This window comes from Pseudoduganella albidiflava, from assembly GCF_004322755.1.
In the GTDB taxonomy this organism is placed as follows: Bacteria; Pseudomonadota; Gammaproteobacteria; order Burkholderiales; family Burkholderiaceae_D; genus Rugamonas; species Rugamonas albidiflava.
The window spans coordinates 3775168-3795674 of record NZ_CP036401.1; the positions used below are offsets into that span (position 1 = coordinate 3775168).

At 66.0% G+C, this 20507-nt stretch carries 20 protein-coding genes; 10 read left to right on the plus strand and 10 right to left on the minus strand.

Annotation, left to right across the window (positions count from 1 at the left end):
• Positions 1-274: 274 nt before the first annotated feature.
• The gene (locus tag EYF70_RS15505; RefSeq protein ID WP_131146221.1) at positions 275-1627 is read right to left on the minus strand and encodes an erythromycin esterase family protein; all 1353 of its coding nucleotides are present in this window, start codon (positions 1625-1627) and stop codon (positions 275-277) included.
• Positions 1628-1716: 89 nt separating this feature from the next.
• Between EYF70_RS15505 and EYF70_RS15510 the strand changes: the two genes are divergently transcribed.
• Complete coding sequence (locus tag EYF70_RS15510; RefSeq protein WP_131146222.1) at positions 1717-2670, plus strand: DMT family transporter; 954 nt, start codon at positions 1717-1719, stop codon at positions 2668-2670.
• Here the strand turns inward: EYF70_RS15510 and EYF70_RS15515 are convergent, their stop codons facing one another.
• Together EYF70_RS15515 and EYF70_RS15520 are read right to left on the minus strand one after the other, a co-directional pair.
• Complete coding sequence (locus tag EYF70_RS15515) at positions 2671-3297, minus strand: FMN-binding negative transcriptional regulator (protein ID WP_131146223.1); 627 nt, start codon at positions 3295-3297, stop codon at positions 2671-2673.
• Between the two features lie 138 nt (positions 3298-3435).
• Entirely contained in the window at positions 3436-4044 is a 609-nt protein-coding gene (locus EYF70_RS15520) for an LON peptidase substrate-binding domain-containing protein (RefSeq protein ID WP_131146224.1), read from the minus strand.
• Positions 4045-4238: 194 nt separating this feature from the next.
• On the opposite strand from EYF70_RS15520, the gene EYF70_RS15525 reads away from it, so the two are divergent.
• Positions 4239-4625: a VOC family protein gene (locus EYF70_RS15525; protein WP_131146225.1), complete on the plus strand. Its 387-nt coding sequence runs from the start codon at positions 4239-4241 to the stop codon at positions 4623-4625.
• A gap of 824 nt (positions 4626-5449) precedes the next feature.
• On the opposite strand, the gene EYF70_RS15530 is transcribed toward EYF70_RS15525, so the two are convergent.
• Complete coding sequence (locus EYF70_RS15530) at positions 5450-5746, minus strand: H-NS histone family protein (RefSeq protein ID WP_131146226.1); 297 nt, start codon at positions 5744-5746, stop codon at positions 5450-5452.
• A gap of 597 nt (positions 5747-6343) precedes the next feature.
• Here EYF70_RS15530 and EYF70_RS15535 point away from each other — a divergent pair.
• The gene (locus EYF70_RS15535) at positions 6344-6670 is read left to right on the plus strand and encodes a cupin domain-containing protein (RefSeq protein ID WP_307722054.1); all 327 of its coding nucleotides are present in this window, start codon (positions 6344-6346) and stop codon (positions 6668-6670) included.
• Positions 6671-6717: 47 nt separating this feature from the next.
• Here the strand turns inward: EYF70_RS15535 and EYF70_RS15540 are convergent, their stop codons facing one another.
• The gene (locus EYF70_RS15540; protein WP_131146228.1) at positions 6718-8937 is read right to left on the minus strand and encodes a TonB-dependent receptor plug domain-containing protein; all 2220 of its coding nucleotides are present in this window, start codon (positions 8935-8937) and stop codon (positions 6718-6720) included.
• A 204-nt stretch (positions 8938-9141) separates the two neighbouring features.
• Between EYF70_RS15540 and asd the strand changes: the two genes are divergently transcribed.
• Positions 9142-9990, plus strand: coding sequence for an archaetidylserine decarboxylase (gene asd / locus EYF70_RS15545; RefSeq protein WP_131146229.1), 849 nt, complete (start codon positions 9142-9144; stop codon positions 9988-9990).
• 333 nt (positions 9991-10323) lie between these two features.
• Here the strand turns inward: asd and EYF70_RS15550 are convergent, their stop codons facing one another.
• Complete coding sequence (locus EYF70_RS15550) at positions 10324-11220, minus strand: LysR family transcriptional regulator (RefSeq protein WP_131146230.1); 897 nt, start codon at positions 11218-11220, stop codon at positions 10324-10326.
• A 123-nt stretch (positions 11221-11343) separates the two neighbouring features.
• Here EYF70_RS15550 and EYF70_RS15555 point away from each other — a divergent pair, with 123 nt between their 5' ends.
• From EYF70_RS15555 to EYF70_RS15565, 3 genes are all read left to right on the plus strand, one after another.
• On the plus strand, positions 11344-11940 hold the full coding sequence (locus tag EYF70_RS15555; protein ID WP_131146231.1) for an FMN-dependent NADH-azoreductase: 597 nt from the start codon (positions 11344-11346) through the stop codon (positions 11938-11940).
• A gap of 37 nt (positions 11941-11977) precedes the next feature.
• Positions 11978-12862 (plus strand): pirin family protein, encoded by an 885-nt coding sequence (locus tag EYF70_RS15560; RefSeq protein WP_131146232.1) that lies wholly within the window; start codon positions 11978-11980, stop codon positions 12860-12862.
• Between the two features lie 152 nt (positions 12863-13014).
• On the plus strand, positions 13015-13479 hold the full coding sequence (locus EYF70_RS15565) for a hypothetical protein (RefSeq protein WP_131146233.1): 465 nt from the start codon (positions 13015-13017) through the stop codon (positions 13477-13479).
• A gap of 14 nt (positions 13480-13493) precedes the next feature.
• On the opposite strand, the gene EYF70_RS15570 is transcribed toward EYF70_RS15565, so the two are convergent.
• Positions 13494-14621: an acyltransferase family protein gene (locus EYF70_RS15570; protein WP_131146234.1), complete on the minus strand. Its 1128-nt coding sequence runs from the start codon at positions 14619-14621 to the stop codon at positions 13494-13496.
• Between the two features lie 70 nt (positions 14622-14691).
• On the opposite strand from EYF70_RS15570, the gene EYF70_RS15575 reads away from it, so the two are divergent.
• A complete protein-coding gene (locus EYF70_RS15575) occupies positions 14692-15645 on the plus strand; it encodes a M14 family metallopeptidase (RefSeq protein ID WP_131146235.1) in 954 nt (317 codons plus the stop codon).
• Between the two features lie 37 nt (positions 15646-15682).
• Here the strand turns inward: EYF70_RS15575 and sugE are convergent, their stop codons facing one another.
• Positions 15683-16003, minus strand: coding sequence for a quaternary ammonium compound efflux SMR transporter SugE (sugE, locus tag EYF70_RS15580; protein ID WP_131146236.1), 321 nt, complete (start codon positions 16001-16003; stop codon positions 15683-15685).
• Between the two features lie 271 nt (positions 16004-16274).
• Here sugE and EYF70_RS15585 point away from each other — a divergent pair, with 271 nt between their 5' ends.
• Positions 16275-16580 (plus strand): ArsR/SmtB family transcription factor, encoded by a 306-nt coding sequence (locus tag EYF70_RS15585; RefSeq protein WP_131146237.1) that lies wholly within the window; start codon positions 16275-16277, stop codon positions 16578-16580.
• 41 nt (positions 16581-16621) lie between these two features.
• Positions 16622-17677: an alkene reductase gene (locus EYF70_RS15590; protein WP_131146238.1), complete on the plus strand. Its 1056-nt coding sequence runs from the start codon at positions 16622-16624 to the stop codon at positions 17675-17677.
• 292 nt (positions 17678-17969) lie between these two features.
• On the opposite strand, the gene EYF70_RS15595 is transcribed toward EYF70_RS15590, so the two are convergent.
• Positions 17970-18917 carry an MBL fold metallo-hydrolase gene (locus EYF70_RS15595; protein WP_131146239.1) on the minus strand — a complete coding sequence of 316 codons (948 nt, stop codon included), beginning with the start codon at positions 18915-18917 and terminating at the stop codon, positions 17970-17972.
• 78 nt (positions 18918-18995) lie between these two features.
• Entirely contained in the window at positions 18996-20471 is a 1476-nt protein-coding gene (locus EYF70_RS15600; protein WP_131146240.1) for an acetate kinase, read from the minus strand.
• Positions 20472-20507 lie beyond the last annotated feature (36 nt).

Here is a 20507-nt window from a genome sequence, read left to right on the forward strand (position 1 = left end):
CCAGGCGGCGTTTCGGTTGAAAAACCGATATCTGACCTTCATGCCGCTTCGGCAAGCGTTATCCGACACATTGGATGCGCATTCATTCACCCCAACAGCGAAGGGCTGGGGTCAGACCCAGCGGGGTGTAGCAGGGGTTTCGCGAAGCCTGCTTCGCGCCTGCGGAACGATGCTGGCATGCCTGCCAGCATTCCTCCCTGACCCCGGAATTTGCATCTGGGTTGGCCTTGATGTATTGGACGGGTTTCCGCCGATGCATCTTCACCCACTTGACCTACAACCCGCTCGGATACGTCTCCGGCACCTCGTCCTGTTTCCACAATGCCGACCGCTCCAGCGGCCGCAGCGCGGTGCTGCGGTCGACGTGCACCAGCGCGTCGAACTGTTTGGCCGCGTCGGCATGGAAGTAATGGCTGTAGCGCTCCGTATCGGGGCGATAGATCACGCCGATCGCCCGTTCCAGGTAGCGCGACGGCAGGCGCGCCAGCATGCTGTCATGGCCGCGGATCGGCAGCAGGAATTGCGGCAGGCCGGTGGCGATCGACGTTTCATGCATCAGGCGCTCCACGCTGTCCGGGCGCGATGCGACCACGGGCTTCAGTTCGGCCGGGCCATCCCAGTCGGTGGCCGCCGTCACCGTGCCGGTGTGGGTCGTGAAGCCGAGCAGGAAGATGTCGTCGGGGCGGTAGCGTTCGCGCACCAGCTGGCCCAGGTTCAGCTGGCCGTGCTCGCCCATCTCGGTGGCGCGGGCATCGCCCAGGTGCGAGTTGTGTGCCCACACGACGATCTTGCCCGGCCGCCCGGTGCGCTGGCTGATATGCTCGCGCAGCGCTTCCAGCGTTTCGGCCATGTGCGAATCGCGCACATTCCACGACTCGTCGCGGCTCTGGAACATCGAGCGGTAATAGGTTTCAGCGTTGCGCGCCACGCGCGCGTTCTGCTGCGCGTAGAACAGTTCGTCCGGCACCTGCCCGCCCGTCTCCCGCACGTGCAGGCTGGCCTGGCGCGTCAGTTCGACCAGCTGGCGCATCACTTCCTGCTCGCAGTGCGGCTTCATGCCGAACGTGGTGGCATAGCCGTACTGCTGCGGGTCTTCGGCCATGTGGTCGATGCAGCCATAGCGCTGGCGGGCGCGCTCGGCCGCTTCCGGGTCTTCCTCGTCCAGGTAGGCGATCACGGCGTCCATCGACTGGCGCAGGCTGTACAGATCGAGCCCGTAGAAACCGACGCGCCGCACGCTGCTGGCCACGTGCGCGTTATGCAGGCGCAGCCAGTTCACCAGGTCGACGATTTCATGGTTGCGCCACATCCATTGGGGAAAGCGCTGGAAGCCGGCCAGCGCACCCTCGGCGGTCATGTCGTCGCCGCCGTGCTGCACATAGCGCGACACGCGCAGCGCGTCCGGCCAGTCCGCCTCGACGGCGATGGCGTCGAAGCCCTTTTCTACGATCAGCCGCTTGCTGATTTCCGCGCGCAGGCGGTAGAACTCGCGCGTGCCATGGGTGGCCTCGCCGAGCAGCACGATCGATGCGTCGCCGATCGATTCGAGCAGGTAGTCGAAATCCTCCGCGGCCGAGAGGGGCCGCGCTTCGCCTTGCAAGGCTTGGATGATTTTCTTGTCGGTCATGATGGTCTCCTGCGGTACTGGAAGCTGACCTGGCCACCTTATCGCACTCTGTGCGACACTGTCGCAGCGTAAAAAACAGGAAACAATGGATGTGGATCGGTGTGCTGTGCGCCCTGCTGGCGGGCGCGATGTGGGGCATGGTGTTCATCGCGCCGGCGCTGCTGGCGGCGTTCTCGCCGCTGGAACTGGCCCTGGGCCGCTACATGGCATATGGCGCGATGGCGTTCGCGCTGCTGCTGCCCAAGCTTTCCGGGCTCGCGCACCGGCTCGACCGCAACGATTGCGCGGCGCTGCTGCGGCATGCGCTGGCCGGGAACATCGTCTACTACATGCTGCTGGCCACCGGCGTGAAGCTGGCCGGCGTGGCGCCCACTTCGCTGATCATCGGCCTGCTGCCGATCACCGTCACGCTGCTGGGGCGGCACGATCACGGCGCCGTGCCGCTGGCCCGGCTGGCCCTGCCGCTGGCCGTCGTGGCGGCCGGCATCGCCTGCATCAATGTCGATGTCTTCACCCATGCGCACGCTGCCGGGCGCCCGCCGTGGCAGACGGCTGCCGGACTGGCCTGCGCGGCCGGCGCCCTGCTGTGCTGGAGCTGGTATACCGTCGACAATGCACGCTACCTGAAGGCCAACGCGCATTTCAGCAGTGCCGAATGGTCGGCGCTGTACGGCCTGTCGACCGGCATCATCGCGCTTGCCATCGCCCTCCCGGCGTTCCTGCTGCATGAGGGCGACGTGACCGGCGCGGCCGGCGCCGCCAGCGGACGCGATTGGGGATTGTTCTGGACCTGTAATGCCTTGCTGGCGCTGGGCGCCTCGGTGATCGGCAACCAGCTGTGGAACATCGCCAGCCGGCGCGTGCCGGTCACGCTGTCCGGCCAGCTGATCCTGTTCGAGACGCTGTTCGCGCTGCTGTATGGATTCCTCTATCGGCAGGCCTGGCCGCGGCCACTGGAGGTGGCCGCGATCGTGCTGCTGGCGGTCGGCGTGATGTGGTCGGTGCGCCTGCACGCGGCCGAGGAAGCCGTCACGCCGCCGTAGCTACTGCCCGCCGAGGCCGCGCACCAGGTCCGCCATGGCGGGGGCGCGTTCGGCCAGTCCGTCCGCCACGCCGGCCCGGTCGGCGGCGCTGCGGTTCTGGCTGATCTTCCACTTCGCCGCGATGTGCGCGATCGGGATCTCGATGCCGACCACGGCGCGCGTCAGCGCGGCCACGAAATCGGCCGGCGCATCGTCGAGGCTCCATGGCCGCGCCATCGCGCCTTCCTGCCCGGCGGTCAGGTCGCGCATCTGGCGCTGCAGCCACGCCCCGTCATCCGTCACGCGCGCGGTGCCGCGTACCTGCACCATCGTGTAGTTCCAGGTGGGTACCACCTTGTGCGTCTCGGCCTTGCTGGCATACCAGCCCGGGCTCACGTACGCCTGCGGGCCCTGGAACAGCAGCAGGCATTCGGCGCCCTGCTCCAGTTCGCGCCACAGCGGATTGGCGCGCGCCACGTGGGCGCGGAGCACGCCGCGGGCGCCTTCGTCGGGATACAGGATGAACGGCACGAAGTCGGCGGTCAGCTCCATGCTGCCGGCCACGACCAGCGTGGCCAGCGGATGGGCGCGGATCAGCGCATGCTGGACGGCGAGGCGTTCTTCGGCAAACGAGGCGGGGTTGTACACGATGGCGGACTCCTTGAGGTGTCCCGCCAGTGTAGCGGCGCGCCTGGCTCCCTCACAGGGCCACGCGGCGCCACCACGGTGGGGCCACCGCGTTGCCTGGCGGCGAACCGGCGCCAGGTGTGGACCGGAGCGGAGCGGTCAGTCCATGTAGCCGCTGTCGGCCAGCGCATCCTGTACCAGTTCGATCCGCAGCACGGGATTGTCCTGGGCCAGCAGCAACTGTTTTTGCGGGAGCTCGAGATCGAGCAATTCGCACCACCGGTTGGCCACCCAGCCGCTCTCGTCGAGCCGGTACGGTGGCCCCATCGGCATCTGCGCCGGCGTCACGCCGCGCTGCTGCAGCGAACGGATCAGCGACCCCAGCGCGTTGGCCACATCCTGCTGCTCGGCCGGCACGGGCACGGCCATGTCGTCCGGCAAGCGTTCGATGTCGGCCATCCACAAGCCATGCTTCAGCTGTTCGGTGGCCAGCACGCGGAAGCGCTGCGTGCCGAGGCAGGTGATGTGCATCAGCGCGGGCAATGGCGCCGTCCAGTCGACGATGCGCGCCAGCGTGCCGATCGGCGCCAGCGTCTCATGCTGGCCCGGCTTGCGCACCTCTTCCCCTTCGGCCAGCGCCACCACGCCGAATTCCTCCGATCCGGCGATACAGCGCTTGATCATGTCGAGATAGCGCACCTCGAACACCTGCAGGGCAAGGCGGCCATCCGGAAACAATACCGTGTTAAGGGGAAATAATGGAATCATGCGGCATCTTTGCACACATCGGACCGGTACGGCGCTCACCTGGCATCCAGGGGCCAACGCCTGTTACATGCAGGATTACGCGCAGGATTACGCGCGCAACCTTACCCGTGCAAGCAGCGGCGCCGACGCCCGGTCAACGGCGCGCTGCCACGGCCGCGGGCGCGCTACCCTGCCGGATCGACCAAGGAGGCACCATGCTGGCAAATACCGAAGTGATGGCCACGATCGCGGTGCGCGATCTCGCGGCGGCGCGCGCATTCTACGGCGACGTGCTGGGATTGCAGGAAAACCCTGTCGGCGACGCGGCGGATGGCGAAGTGCTGTCTTATCTGAGCGGCAGTTCGCGGCTCATGGTGTACCGCTCGGAATTTGCCGGCACCAACCAGGCCACTGCGGCGACCTGGACAGTTGGGGACGAGATCGAGGAAATCGTCGCGGCGCTGAAGGCGAAAGGCGTGGCATTCGTGCATTACGAGATGCCCGGCTTGCGACTGGAGGGGGATATCCATGTCGGCGAACAGATGAAGGTCGCGTGGTTGAAAGACCCCGACGGTAATATCCTGAGTATCGCCGGCACCTGAATCAGGGCGACATGCCGCCACGCGCTTTACCGCGCTTCACCACACTTTATCTCGGCGCCCGCCTGCTTTAGCGCCTGGTCCGCTTGTGCGCCTTGGCGGCGTGCGATGATCGGCGGCGTCCGCCCACACAATGCGCGCATGATGAGCGCGCGGCGCTCGCCCAATAACAGGCATTGCTTCGAATAATGAAGGGGTTGCGCCGGCATTGCGCAGCGATTGTGTTGGCATTGCGTCGGCATTACGTCGGCATTGCGCCACTAAAAGCTTGTCGAAATGCGCCGAAAAAGGCGGGGAAAACGCTGCCGATACGGGCGGGCGAATGCGCGTGTCAGCCTGTACAGACCAGCCAACGTACCGCACGGGCGCGGACAGGACAATACGCCAGGTCGGCTGGATTATTTCCGGCTATCGCCGCGCGGCATCGCACGCGGCAACTGCGGGCTCGCCATCAGCATGTGGACGAAACATTGCCGGGCTGGTTCGCCAGGCTGATTCGACAATCTGATTCGCCCGGCCGATTCACCAGGCCGTTTCGCCAGCCCGATTCAGCAACCGGTTGTTCGACTGCCCTCGACAAACTCGACAAGTTGCCGAACCAGTTCTTGAACCAGTGTCGAATCAGCGCTTCAACGAATTCCCGAACGGTTCCCGCCAGCCGATCCGCCCGGACCGGCGCGGCACCGGGCATTGCAACAGCGCCGCGGGGGCACCGATTACCGCCGGGCTCGCTTATGGGCTGGCTTACTGGCTCGCAGAATATCAGCGCACCGGTCCGCGGCATCAGCCGCGCAGGCACTACCGAATTACCGGCCCCGCCATCGGTATTACTGCTTGATCAGGAAATCTTCCTTCTTGCGGCCATCCAGCCATTTCGGTGCACGGCCGCGGCCGGTCCAGGTCTGGCCGGTTGCATCGTCACGGTATTTCATCGGCACCGGTGCGCGCGGCTTGACGGGCTTTGCCGTCTTGACGGCAGGGCCCAGGTCGGCCAGCGTCAGGTTATGTTCACGCATGATCGTGGCAATGCGCTCCTTCGCTTCGGAGATCTCGTTCCGACGGGCCAATTCAGCCTGCTTCTGCAATTCAGCGATCTTGGCCTGGTATTCCTGGTAAGTCGTCATCTCAAATCCTTTGTAAGTGAAAATGCGCGTGAATGAGCGCGCATGTAAGAGTACACATCCAGAGTACACATCCAGAGTGCACATCAAGGGTGCCCATCAAGAGTGCCCATCAAGAGTGCCCACGGGATTGCACCATGGAGATTGCCTGTGAAACCTGCGCACATAAGTCCGTACCTATGAACGCACATATGGACGCAGATAAGCACGTTCATAAGGGCGCACACAAGTACGCACGCAAAGTACGCACGCAAGTGCACACGAAGACTGCACATAAGATCGCACATAAGTACGTGCAAAATTGCGCGTGACAATCTGTGAGAATTCAATGTTCCGTCAATTTACCATAAGACCGCAGCCGCTTTCCACATATATTCACACTGATGTACACTAAATGTCGTGTAAACTTACGCGAGAATAAAAACCACATACAACCACATACTTTAACTCACTGCCATGAATACCATTCCACTGGCTATCAATGCGCCGGATGCGGCGCCGCGCACCAAGCCATCATTGCTGCCTTCGCCATTCGCTGAAATGACTGCCGGCCGGGTCAAGCAGCCGCTCGGCGATATATTCGGACTCGGGAATTTCGGCGTGAACCGCTGTACGCTGGCGCCGGGGAGTATCTCCGCACTGCTGCACCGGCATACCACGCAGGATGAATTCATTTATCTGCTCGCCGGCGAAGCGGTACTGGTTACCGATGAAGGGGAAATGGTACTGACGCCGGGCATGTGCGCCGGTTTCAAGGCGGGCGGCCGCGCGCACCGGCTGGAAAACCGTTCAACGGCCGAGGCGGTATTCCTGGAGATCGGCGACCGTTCAGCGGGCGATACGGCGATTTATCCGCGCGACGACCTGGCTGCCGTATTCGAGCATGGCAACTGGCGCTTCACGCACAAGGATGGTTCGCCGTATTGAAACGGCGATCGTGAGCGGAGCCCGGTCCACGGGCTCCGCCGCGGGATTCAGAAGCGCATTTCCAGCGTTGCCCGGCCCTGCGCATAGCCGGGATAGATACTGGTGCGGCGCAGCGTGCCGTTGTCGTCGAGGTAAGCCGAATCGCCCACCGAATCCTGGCCGAGCACGTTTGAAACGGCCACGCGCAGCTGGTATTGCGGGTTGAACTTCCACAGTGCATAGACGTCGAGGTCGCGCCGCACGCTCTGGTAGCCGGTCTGGTTGACGTCGATGCGCACCGGCCCGCCATCGCGGAAGGCGAAGCTGGCGCCCGTGGTCAGCTTGCCGTCGCGCGAGCGGTAGTCGGCGCCGAACGTGGCCGACAGCGGCGTCTGCTGGTCGAGGCGGTTGTCCGGCCCCGGCACGACGTCCACCCGCGACCAGTTGCGCGCCACGCTGGCACGCAGGTCGACGCCGGGCGCGTCGTCGAGCACGGCGGCCAGCGGGAACTTGGCCTCCAGCTCGATGCTGCGCGTGACGGCGTTGCCGTCGTTGACGGGCGTGGCGATCCACCGGCCGTTTTCCAGGAACAGGCCCTGCCGCGTGTAGCCGCTGATGCGCCGCATCGATGCGGCCGCCGACAGCAGCGCGTTGTCGCCCCAGTAGTGCTCGTACGACGCATCGATGCCGGATGCCAGCTCCGGCTGCAAGTCCGGATTGCCCCGGCGGTCCGGTTCGGTCTGGCTATTGTTGGTGGACGTGAACCGGCGTGGCACCAGGTTGTTCGGGCTCGGCGCCTTGTAGGTGCGGGTCAGCGCCAGGCGCACCTGGTCGCGGCTGTCCGGCAGCTTGTACAGGGTTTGCGCAAGCGGACTCCACACGCTGTTGGTCTGGCTGACCGTGTCGAAACTGTCGCCTTCGCTGGTGGTCTCGATGCCTTCCCAGCGCAGGCCGGCATAGACCGACCAGCGCGGCGTGAGGTTCCATTCATCCTGCGCGTACAGCGCCAGCCGCGTCACTTTCGCCTCATAGCCCTCGTCCGAATCGACCGGGACATAGCCCGGCAGGTCGGCTTCGTCCTCGTTGCGGGTATCGTCGCGCAGCGTCACGCCGGCATCCCAGCCCATCGACAGCGCGTGATCTTCCAGCCATGGCGCCGAATACTTGCCCTGCGTGGAAAAGCCCCGTTCGGTCGTCTCGCTGAGCACGGTCGCATCGCGCCCCAGTGCGGCGGCGCGATAGTCGAGCTCGTGCCACTCCCCTTCCGAGCGCATGCCGCTGATGCCGGCCTTGGCATCGAGCTTGCCGCCCTCGCCCAGCCGCTTCACCCAGTTCAGGTCGGTTCGGGCAAACAGGCTGCGGTTGAAGTTGTACATGTCGCGCACGTCGAAACGGGGTGGCGTGCCCAGCTCGGTCTCAATTTCCTGGTAGCCGTGGTAGCGGTTGCGGTTGAAGTTGACGAAGGTCTGCGAGGTCAGTGTGTCGCCGCCGCCCAGCGCCCAGTTGAGCCGCGGGGCCAGGTTCAGGCCTTCCCAGCGGCCGCCATCCTGCTGGCGGGTATGGCGCACCATGCGCAACTGGCCGGCCGGATCGACCTGGGTCTCCTCCACCGGCGACAAGCGATCATAGGTGCCGCGCCAGAAGTTGCCGCTCAGCGAATAGGACAGCGCGCCATCCCTGTCGGACACTTGCAGGCTGCCGCTCGGGCTGTTCTGGTCCGCGCTTTTCGCCGCGCTGAGCTTGAGCTCGCGCTGGGCCGTCTTGACCGCCCGCTTCAGCACGATATTGATGGTGCCGGCGATCGACTGGGTGGAAAACTCGGCGCTGGCGGCGCGCACGATCTCGATCCGCTCGATCACGTCCGGCGACAGCGTGTCGATCGAAAACCCGGCCGGCGCCCGTTCGCCATTGAGCAGGATCTGCGTATAGCCGCTGCCCAGGCCGCGCATGCGGATATCGCCGCCGCCCCGGCCGGAACCGCCGACCGTCACGCCGGGAATGCGCTTGAAGACATCGGTAATGGCCGTATCGCCATAGCGCTTGATCTCTTCATCGGATACCACGACCTTGCTCGCGGTATCGTCGCGGCGCGGATCGTAAGCCGCCGCGGATCCCTTGATTTCCACTTTCTGCATGGGTTCTTCCGGCTTGGCCGCTTCGCCTTGCGTGCGCTGTTCGGCGGCCTCCGGCAAGGTCTGGAGACGATCGGCGAAAGCGGGAAATGAAGCCAGGATGGCCGCCGTCAGCGCAGCGAGCCTGAATGGGAGAAGAGAACGGGACGAACGCATGGGAAAACGTTTTAGTAGAGGTAAATGAACGGATGAATGAACGAGAAAGGATCATAAGCGCGCTTTGGTAGCGCTATTTTGCCGGAGTTTCCATCGTACGGGTTACCCTGGAAGAAATATTTCCGAACCATTCCCGCGCCATTGCCCGGGCATGCGCGGCTATAATGCGCGCTGATCCCATCCGCATTCCAGGAAATCGATATCGTGTCCGACCGCCTCGCCGTTCTCCCGCAATACCTGCTCCCGAAAGGGGCATTGACCAATTTCGCCGGCCGCGTGGCCGGTGCGAAAGGCGGCGCGATGACGACGCGGCTGATTCGGTGGTTCGTCGGTAAATACGATGTGAATATGGCCGAAGCGGAAAACTCCGATATCGCCAGCTATCACAGCTTCAATGAATTCTTTACGCGCGCTTTGAAGCCGGGTGTGCGGCCGATCGCGGACGCGCCATTCGTGTGCCCCGTCGACGGCCGCATCAGCCAGTTCGGCGCGATCGAGGACGACCAGATCTTCCAGGCCAAGGGCCACAGTTTCACCACCACGGCGCTGGTGGGCGGCGACCGCGCGCTGGCCGACCTGTTCCAGCACGGCAGCTTCGCCAACCTGTACCTGTCGCCGCGCGATTACCACCGCATCCACATGCCGTGCGACGGCAAGCTGACGCGCATGATCTACATCCCGGGCAGCCTGTTCTCCGTGAACCCCACCACCGCGCGCGGCATCCCCGGCCTGTTCGCCCGCAACGAGCGCGTGGTCTGCGTGTTCGACACGGCGCACGGCCCGTTCGTGATGACACTGGTGGGCGCGACGATCGTCGGCAGCATGGCCACCGTGTGGCATGGCGTCGTCAATCCGCCGCGCCAGGCGGAGATCCGCGAATGGACCTACCTGGACCAGCACATCCTGCTGAGGAAAGGCGCGGAACTGGGCCGCTTCCTGCTCGGCTCCACTGTCGTCATGCTGTTCCCCAAGGACACCCTGGCCTTCAACCCCGCCTGGCAACCGGCCGGCGCCGTGCGGCTGGGCGAACCGATGGCCACCCTGCCCACCTGACCTTTGCGGCCGCTTCCCGGCGGCCCACCCTCCCTGGAACATTTCCCGAAAACGGTGGCAGGCTCCATTTTCTTGGAAATGTTTCTGCAAAAACGGTGACAGGCTTCAATGCCGTGAAGGCAAGCGTTACCTGACACATTGAAAGCGCATGCATTCACCCCAACGGCGAAGGGCCGGGGTCAGACACGCCGGGTCTGACCCCGGAATTTGCCATTGGGGTCGGCTTAACGTAACAGCATTATTGACAGGCTCCGGTTTTTTCGGAGAGCGGTGACAGGCGGCAGCATCGGCAGGCCGTCCAGTCGTGAAACGTTTCCTGGAAAATGGTGCCTGTCACCGGTTTTCGTAGTGCGCTTCCAGCATGTCCAGGAAGGCACGGGTCTTGGCGGGCATCAGCCGGCGGCCGGGAAACACGGCGTAGCCGGTCACGGCCGGGAAAGCCCACTCGGGCAATACCTTCACCAGCGCGCCGGCGGCCACCAGTGGCGCGGCATAGCGGTCGGTACAGCTGGCGATGCCGGCGCCGGCCGCGGCCAGCCGGGCCAGCAATTCCGGCGAGTTGCCGGTCATGCGCACCGGCACTTCCCGCTCCCACTGCGCCTTGCCTCGCAACAGCCGCCACAGCGCCATGCCGGAAGCGGTGCGCGACAGCCCCAGCAAGTCGTGCCGGAACAATTCGTCCGGATGCGAGGGCAAGCCGCGCAGCACCGTGTACGACGGCGACGCGTACAGCGACCAGGTGCTGAGCACCACGGGCCGGGCGGCCAGCGTGGCATCGTCCGGCAGCGCGCCCATGCGCACGGCGAGATCGAAGCCTTCGGCCACCAGGTCGACGCGCCGGGGCGACAGGTCGAACTGCAGCGAAATCGCCGGGTACTTCGCCATGAACGCCGGCAGCAGGCTGCCCATCGCTTCATTGGCGAAGTCGGCCGGCATCGACACTTTCAGCAAGCCGTTCGGCGCGCCCTGCCGGTGCTGCGCCAGCGCGCCCGCCGCAGCCGTTTCTTCCGCAACCTTGCGCGCATGCTCGAGCAGGCTCGTGCCGAATTCGGTCAGCACGAGCCGGCGCGTGGTGCGCTGGAGCAGGCGTTCGCCCAGGCGCGCTTCCAGCAGTGACAGCCGCCGCGACACGGTCGATTTCGGCAAGCCGGTCCGCTCGGCCGCCTGGCTGAAGCTGCCCGTTTCGACGATGCGCGCGAACAGCAGCAGGTCGCCCGGATCAATGTCCATGGTTGTCGATCATGATTGTTCCACTGGTGGATGAATGTTATCCATTTTACCGGCTTTATCGCCACGAATGGAACGCGTAAAGTTCACCCATCGCAGCAATCAACCCAATAAAAGGAGCACACGATGAACATCCTGCAAATCAATTCCAGCGCCCGCAGCAACGGTTCCGAATCCACCCGCCTGGCCGACGCGATCGTCGCCCGGCTGGCGGCCGAAGGCAACGCCGACATCGTGCGCCGCGACCTGGCCGCCGACCCGCACCCGGTGCTGGATGAAGCCGCGCTGCAGGCGCTGTTTACGCCGGCCGACCAGCGTACGCCGGCACAAGCGGCCCGCGTGGCGCTGGACGACGCGCTGATCGCCCAGGCACAGGCGGCCGACGTGATCGTGATCGGCGCGCCGATGTACAACTTCGGCATCACCGTGCAACTGAAAAGCTGGTTCGACGCCATCGCCCGCGCCGGCGTGACGTTCAAGTATGGCCCCACTGGCCCGGTCGGCCTGTTGACGGGCAAGAAGGTGTACGTGGCGGTGACGCGCGGCGGCCTGCACAAGGATGCGCCGTCGGATACCCAGCTGCCGCACCTGAAGACCTTCCTGGCGTTCGTGGGATTGACCGATGTACAGTTCGTGTTTTCGGAAGGCCACGGCCTCGGTGCCGACGCCGTGGCGCGGGCCCGCGCCGACGCGGAAGACCAGATCAACGCCGTGCTTGCCTGAGATGGGCGAGAACAGGCAAGAGAACAAGGAGAACACCATGAGCAGGATCGCAGACACCGTCAGCCGTCCACGCAGCGTAGAGCGCGTGATCCAGGGCCAGGCTGTCATGGATGGCGCCGGCGTGAAGATCAACCGCGTGCTGACGCAGCCGCTGCAGCGCCGCCTGGACCCGTTCCTGATGCTGGACAATTTCGGCTCGGAAGAAGCCAGCGACTACCTCGCAGGCTTCCCCGACCACCCGCACCGCGGCTTCGAGACGGTGACGTACATGCTGGAAGGCCGCATGCGCCACCGCGACAGCGCCGGCAACGAAGGCTTGCTGGAGAATGGCGGCGTGCAGTGGATGACGGCGGGCCGCGGCGTGATCCACTCCGAGATGCCGGAGCAGGAAGAAGGCTTGATGGAAGGCTTTCAGCTGTGGCTGAACCTGCCCGCGAAGGACAAGCTGATGCAGCCCTGGTACCGGGACTTCAAGGCGGCCGAGATCCCCGCGTTCACGACGCCGGAAGGCGCCACGGTGCGCGTGATCGCCGGCAGCAGCCACGGCGTGACCGGTGCCGTGACGCGCGACGTGACGGAACCGCTGTACCTGGATGTCGAACTGCCGGCGGGCACCACGTTCAGCCAGCGGCTGCCGGCAGGCCACAATGCCTTCCTGTACCCGTACCGCGGCAGCGTGACGGTGGCCGGCAAGGCGGTGGCGGAACGCAGCATGGCGATCCTGGCGAACGATGCGGAGGCGGACGGTGTGGCGATCTCGGCGGAAGGCAAGGCACGCTTCATCCTGATCGCCGGCCGGCCGTTGAACGAGCCCATCGCCCAGTACGGACCGTTCGTGATGAACACGCAGCAGGAGATCCACCAGGCGGTGCAGGACTTTCGCGCCGGCCTGCTGGGCGAGGAAGCGCACGGCGCCCGCTGAACCATCGATTCATCAGCGCGACGGCTCAGCGGCTCGGCAACCCGGCGGCTCGGCGCACTACTGGCTCGACCGCTCGGCGGCTCGGCGGCTCATCGAGCCACCGAGCCGCCGGCCGCTGCCCCATGGCACCGCCGTCGCGCTAGAATGCCGGCATGACCACGCTGATCGACCTGTTCAAACGGCTGAGCCGGGCCCTCGGGCTCGACACGGCCGATTCCTTCCCGCCCGGCCACGTCCACGCGCGCACGCGCTGGAACGCGGCCTATTTCGACATTGCTTCCGACGTCAAGCCCGACGACATCGAGCGCCGCATCTGCGAGGCCATCGCCAATACGCCGCTGGTGTTCGCCCACATCACCAATCCCACGCCGCGCATGCAGCGCGCGCTGTTTGGCGTACTGGAACAGCGGCTGCGGCTGCGCCACGAACGCGAGGCGGCGCAACTTGCCGCCCTGCTGATCCAGGCCTACCGCAGCCCTCATATCGTGGAAGCGATGCCGGGCCTGAAGGCCGCGATCGCCGCCACGGTGCACGATGAGGCACCGGCGCGCATCCGCGCCGTGCTGGAATTCATGGCGCAGCGCGATGCGCCGTTCGACGTGATCGACATGCACTGAGGATCGCGCAGTCTTCATGCCGATGCGCCGGCCGGCAGCGATTTCCGGGCCGCCGCCGGCACGTACTTTTCACGCAGCAGCATGAATGGTGTTTCCACCAACTTGTACAGCAGCCAGCCGGCGGCCAGGCTGGCCACCGCCAGGATCGCGATGCCGGCCGGTCCGCCCGGGTCGATGCCCGCCGGGCGCAAGGCCTTGGCCAGCACCACGCACAACTGCTTGTGCGTCAGGTAGATCGCATACGACCACACGGCCACGCTGCCGGCGCCCGGCACGGATACCCGCGCCAGCAGCGAGGCGGGGCTCAGCGCCGCCAGCACCAGCAAGGCAAAGCCCAGCGCCAGCAGCGGATAGCTGAACACGGTGACCGCATGGCCGAAGTGATCGTCCAGGAACAGTTTCATGGCCAGCGCCGTGACCAGGATGCCGGCCGCCAGCGTCCAGTTTCCGAATGACGTGATGCGTGCCCACAGTGGCGCATGGCATTGCCGGATCATCGCCAGCGCCACGCCGGCCAGCAACTCGTCGAAGCGGCACAGCGTGGCGTAGTACACCTCTGTATAGAACGCGCTGTTGCCCCACTGCGGCGGCCGCGCCGCCTGCCAGCCCATCTCGCGGAACAGCATGCCCGCCACTACGCCGCACGCCAGCGCGAACCAGCCCAGCGCCACCGCGCCCCGGCAGCGGGCAATCAGCAGCGCCACCACCGGCAGCACGAAATAAAACTGCTCTTCCACGCACAGCGACCAGGAATGCGAGAACCGTGTACCCGGCACCAGGCCGAGATTGAGCGTGAACGTCAGGTATTCCCACCACGGCGCGTGGCGGGTGCCATCGATGAAGGGTGGCCAGAACGCATACAGCGCCAGCACCACGTAGTAGTTCGGCAGCGTGCGCAGCAGGCGGCGCGCGGCGAAATGGGCCATCGAGAAGTGGCCGGCGCGCAGTCCGGCCAGGATCTGGTTGCCGATCAGGTAGCCGGACAGTGCGAAGAACAGGTCCACGCCCGTCCAGCCGATCTTGCTGGCGACGCCGAACGTGGGCTCGTCCGTCACGAAGCTCATGTAGTGATTGGCGAACACGAGCACGATCGCGAGGGCGCGCAGCGTGTCCAGGCCGGGCTGGCGGGTGGAGGATTGCATGGCCGGCATTGTACTGCCGTGCCCGTGCCAGCGCTAAAATGGCGGCCACCAACATTTCCCAGGGACCGGCATGGACCGCACACTGCATTTCCGATCGCTTCACTACGCGGGCCAGGGCCCCGGCCCCCGGCTGGTCGTCACCGGCGCCGTGCACGGCAATGAAACGGCCGGCACGCGCGGCATCGAGCGGGTGCTGGCGCAGCTCGACAGTGGCGAGCTGGCCATCGTCAACGGCAGCGTCACCTTCGTGCCGGTCGTCAATCCCCTCGCCTATGCGCGGGGCCAGCGGGCCGGCGATCGCAACCTGAACCGCAACCTGTTCCCCAAGGCCGCCCCCCGGGATTTCGAGGACCGCGTGGCCAACTGGCTGTGCCCGCTGCTGGCGGCGCACGACGTGCTGCTGGACCTGCATTCCTTCCTGTCGCCGGGCGAACCGTTCGTGATGGTGGGCCCGCGCGACAACGATGGCCCGCTGGAACCGTTCCGCCGCGAACAGGAAGAACGGGCGCTGGCGCGGGTGCTGGGCGTGCGGCGCTTCGTCGATGGCTGGCTGCGCACCTATGGCGCGGGCGTGCAGCGGCGCCTGCGCGACGATAGCCAGCTGGAGACGGTGCTGCGCTACGGCGTCGGCACGACCGAGTTCATGCGCACCACGGGCGGCTATGCGCTGACGCTCGAATGCGGCCAGCACGACGACCCGCAGGCGCCGGACGTGGCATACCGCGCCATCCTGAACACGCTGGCGCACCTGGGCCTGGTCGATGCGCCGCGGCCCGAACCGATTCCGCGCGAGCAAATGGAATTGCTGTCGATGAGCGAGGTGCACGACAAGCGCGACGACGGCGATACGTTCAGCCGGCCATGGACCAGTTTCGACCGCGTGCGCCAGGGCGAGGAAATTGGCCGCCGGGCCGATGGGACGCCGGTGCTGGCCGCAGCCGATGCGGTGATGCTGTTCCCGGACAGCGCCGCCGGGGCCGGCAGCGAATGGTATTACCTGGCGCGGGAAAACAGCGATTTCTGATGGCGCTGTTCCGCCGGACCGGCCGGCGCCCCCTCTCTTACTGGGGCGACAGGATCTTGAGCCCCAGGATGCCGGCCACGATCAGCGCGATACAGACCAGGCGCGCCGCTTCGGACGGCTCGCCCAGCACGACGATCCCGTAGATGGCGGTGCCGACGGTGCCGATGCCGGTCCAGACCGCGTAGGCGGTACCGAGCGGCAAGTCGCGCAGTGCCAGCCCGAGCAGGCCGACGCTGCCGGCCATCGCCGTCAGCGTCAGGACGCTGGGCACCAGCCGGGTGAAGCCGGCGGTGTATTTGAGGCCGACGGCCCAGCCCACTTCGAGCAGGCCGGCCACGAACAGGACGATCCACGACATGGAATTTCTCCGGAACTTGGCAAGGTCGTCCCCGCCAGTAATGAAACCTGCCGCCGCCGATGCGCCGGGCGGAAAGGGGTCGTCCCCTCAGGCAGGCCGCAGTATATCATTGCAATATTTCATTTGTAGAGCACCCTGAACGGCGCGCTTCCTGCAGGGGTTGAACTTATATCGTATGATCCCGATATACGTATCGGATTCAAGCGATATACGTGACACAAACGCGATCGAAGAAACCTGATTTGACCTAATCATTCATGACTATTCATTCATGACCGAACTCGACATCGACGCCATCCACAAGGCACTGGCCAACCCGGTCCGGCGCGACATCCTCGCCTGGCTGAAGGAACCGGAAGCCTATTTCGCCGATCAGCTGCACCCGCTCAGCCTGGGCGTGTGCGCGGGCAAGATCGACGAGCGCTGCGGCCTGTCGCAGTCGACTGTCTCGGGCCACCTGGCGATCCTGCAGAAAGCGGGCCTCGTCACGGTGACGCGCCTTGGACAGTGGAATATGTTCAAGCGGAATGAAGAGGTCGTCGCGGCTTTCCTCGATCACATCAACGCCGGCCTGTAAACGCATTCACCCGGCAGGCCGCACTCTCTACAGGAAACAAGATGACTACTCTTTTCGATCCCATCACCATCGGCAACCTGACGCTGAAAAACCGCGTCGTCATGGCTCCCCTCACCCGCGCCCGTGCCGTCGGCCCTGGCCGCGTCCCGAACGCGCTGATGGCCGAGTACTATGCGCAGCGCGCCGGTGCCGGCCTGATCCTGTCGGAAGCGACCTCGGTCACCCCGCAGGGTGTCGGTTACGAAAACACGCCGGGCATCTGGTCGGACGAGCAGGTGGAAGGCTGGAAACTGGTCACCGAAGCGGTGCATGCGAAAGGCGGCAAGATCTTCCTGCAGCTGTGGCACGTGGGCCGCATTTCGGACCCGAGCCTGCTGGACGGCGCGGCGCCGGTGGCACCGAGCCCGATCGCCGCGAAGGGCCACGTGAGCCTGCTGCGCCCGATGCGCCCGTATGCCGTGCCGCGCGCCCTGGACACCGGGGAAATCCCGGGTGTGATCGCGGCCTATCGCCTGGGTGCCGAGAACGCCAAACGGGCCGGTTTCGACGGCGTGGAAATCCACGGCGCCAACGGCTACCTGCTCGACCAGTTCCTGCAGGACAGCACCAACCAGCGCACCGATGCCTACGGCGGTCCGATCGAAAACCGCGCCCGCCTGCTGCTGGAAGTGACCGATGCGGCCATCGAGGTATGGGGCGCCGATCGCGTGGGCATGCACCTGGCGCCGCGCCGCGATTCGCACGACATGGGCGACTCCGACCCGGCCGGCACCTTCGGCTACGTGGCACGCGAACTGGGCAAGCGCAAGATCGCCTTCATCTGCGCCCGCGAAGCCGTCGGCGAAGACAGCCTGGGCCCGCTGCTGAAGAAGGAATTCGGCGGCGTGTACATCGCCAACGAGCAATTCAGCCTGGAGTTGGCGCAGGAAGCGCTGAACAATGGCACGGCCGACGCGATCGCCTGGGGCAAGGACTTCATCGCCAACCCCGACTTGCCCGACCGCCTGCGCGCCGGCGCACCGCTGAACCCGCAACGGCCGGAGCTGTTCTACGCGCCGGGCGCCGAGGGTTATATCGATTACCCGGCCATGGCCTGAGACTGGCCTGGCAGCGGTGCCTGATACCGCTGCCAGGTGATGGCGGCGGGGCCTGCATCCACTGCAGCCTGGCTTGGACGGCCTTCACCCCAACAGCGAAAGGCTGGGGTCAGACCCGCCGGGTCTGACCCCGGAACTTGCCCTTGGGGTGGGGTTCACATGGTGGCAATACTGTCGGACTCCGGTCCTCCCAAGCGCCGCAGCCCTAGTCGGACGCCGCCATATCGGCACTGAAACTTCGTGCCCGGCGCCACCGCCCCTCGAGGCCGGCGCCGGCCCCCCCTTCCCTCCCTTACCGCGGCACGCTATAGGTGACCGGCACGAACTGGTAACCCTTGCCATTGCTGCGCAGGTGCCCCACGCCCGGGAACGGAAGGTGGGCGGCACCGATCAGGTAGCCGCCTTTCGCGGCATTCGCGAACGCCGCCTTGCGCGCCGCCAGCGCCGCTTTCTTGTCGCTGTCGAAATCGATCGTGACCGACGGGTCGTCGAACTGGATGAAGTGCGCGTGCATCAGGTCGCCGATCAGCACCAGCTTCTCGCCGCGGCTTTCGATGACATAGCTGGTGTGGCCCGGCGTATGGCCATAGCTGGACGTGGCGCGAATGCCCGGCACCAGTTCCGTATCGCCATCGAAGGGCTTGAAGCGGTTGGTGCCTGAATACGGCGCCAGCGACGCGCGCGCGCCGTCGAAGAAGCCCTTGGCCTGTTCCGGCGCCGCGGCCTGTTTTTCCTTGCTCAGCCAGAAGTCCGCATCGTGCTTGTCCGCGCGCACCACGGCTTGCGGGAATGCGGCTTTCTCGGCGCTGCCCAGGCCGCCCACGTGATCCGGATGCAGGTGCGTGATGTAGATTTCATCGACCTGCTCGGGCTGGTAGCCGGCGGCCTGCAGGCTCGCCACCAGCCGGCCCAGCGTCGGGCCGAACAGGCTGCCGGCGCCCGTGTCCACCAGTACCAGCTTGCTGCCGGTATTGACCAGGAACGCATTGAACGACGTCTCCACCGGCGCCTTCAGGAAGTGCTTCGACAGCGCGCCCTGCAGCTTGGCCGGCTTTTCATGCAGCAGCTTGTCCATCGGCAGGTCGGCGGTACCGTCGGACAGCGCGGTCACTTCGAAGTCGCCGACGGTCATGCGGTAGAAACCGGGCGCCTGGCTCTTGGCCATCGGTGCGGCGGCGAAGGCGGAACTGGCAATGCCAAGCAGCGCCGTGGCGGCCAGGGTGCGGGTGAAAATAGTCATGGCTATCTTGTCGAATGTTGCGGGATTGCCAGATTAACCGAAACACGACCAGTCTGCCGGGAACCGCCGCTGGCCGCGTCACAAATTGAACGGCACGCGCACCGACAGCGACACATCCGGCGTATCCCGCGTCAGCCCGGCACCCACCGTCACGTTCACGGTACGCCGGCTGTTCAGGCGGTAGGAAAAACCCGTCAGCAGCGTCCCCAGCTGCGTGCGCACCGATCCCGGCACGTTTTGCCCGTTCTGCTTCGTGCGCCCCATCGAGCTGTGGTCGTAGCCCAGGCTGAGCGACGCCTTGTCGTTCAGCGCCAGGCCGATGCCGAAGTTGAAGCCGATCACCGCGCCGGGCGCCACTTCACCCAGCATTTCGGTTTCGCCGTTGAGCACGCGGCGCGATACATTGCCGCGCTTGAGCGTGTGCAGGTAGCTGATGTTGCCGAAGAAAATCGCCGGATCGCTGGGGAACAGCCACGTGATGCTCGGCTGGACGCCGTAGAAGCCGGACCCCGTGGGCAAGTCCAGCGGCAGCCCGGTGCCGGTGGCATTCTCGCCCAGGCAGCGCCTGGTGCAATCGGTGACGACCTCGAACGGGTCGCGGCCGGTACGCGTCTTGACCCGCAGGCCGGCGACATAGTACGGCCGGTCGATGCCGCCGTCGTTCAACTGGTGGCGCATCGACACTTCGATGTCGCCGATGGCGCGGCCGCTCGTCTCGAACACGCGTTCGACGGCGCTGCCGGTAAACAGCTCGCGGCTGACGGTGGAATCCGAGCGGTACACGTACGGCACACGCACTTCGAGCTCGGTGCGATTGGTCAAGCCGCGCCGCGCCGCCAGCGCCGCCGTGAACGTGTTGCGCTTCACTTCGCGCACATCGATCAGGCCGATCAGCAGCGCCGGAATGATCGTGTAGCCGACCAGCGCCACGCGGTTGCTGGACGAATAGCCGAACTGGAACGACGGCTCCAGCACGGTGCGGCCGCGCGCCGTCAGCACGCCGGGCGCCTCGAACAGCGGTGCCACCTCGGGCGGGCGGGTATCCCGTGCGGGCGCCTGGCCCACCGTGCGTGCCGGCGCCCCCGCCGGTCCTGGTGGGGTGCTGGCCGCCTGTGCCGGTGCCGGCGACATCGACATGTCGGGCCGGGGCGCTGCCGCTCCGGTTGCGCCCGGTGCCGGCAGGGCCGGCTGCGGCTGCGGCTGCGCAGCCGGCCCTGCCCCGCGCATCGCGGCCAGCACGGCGGGATTCAGCGGATGCGGTGCCGGCATGGCGCCCGCTGCCGCCGATGCCTGCTCCCATCCGTCGATGTCGGGATCCGGCGGCGCCGTGCCGGCGGCAGGGCCGTGCCGCACCGCCAACGCCTCGCGCAATTCCTGCAGCAGCGCGCGCTGCGCGGCCACTTCCTGGCGCAAGCGCTGCAGCTCGGCGGAAAGCTCGGCGTTCGTCGGCCCAGCGGCGGGCACCGCAGGTGGCGGTTCACCCTGCGCCAGCGCGCTCAGCATGAACAGGGACAGGCCGGCCGAACCGGCGCGCAGGGTCTGGGCGAACCGCATGCGTGACTCCTTGGTCGAGTGGAAGTCCGTGAACGG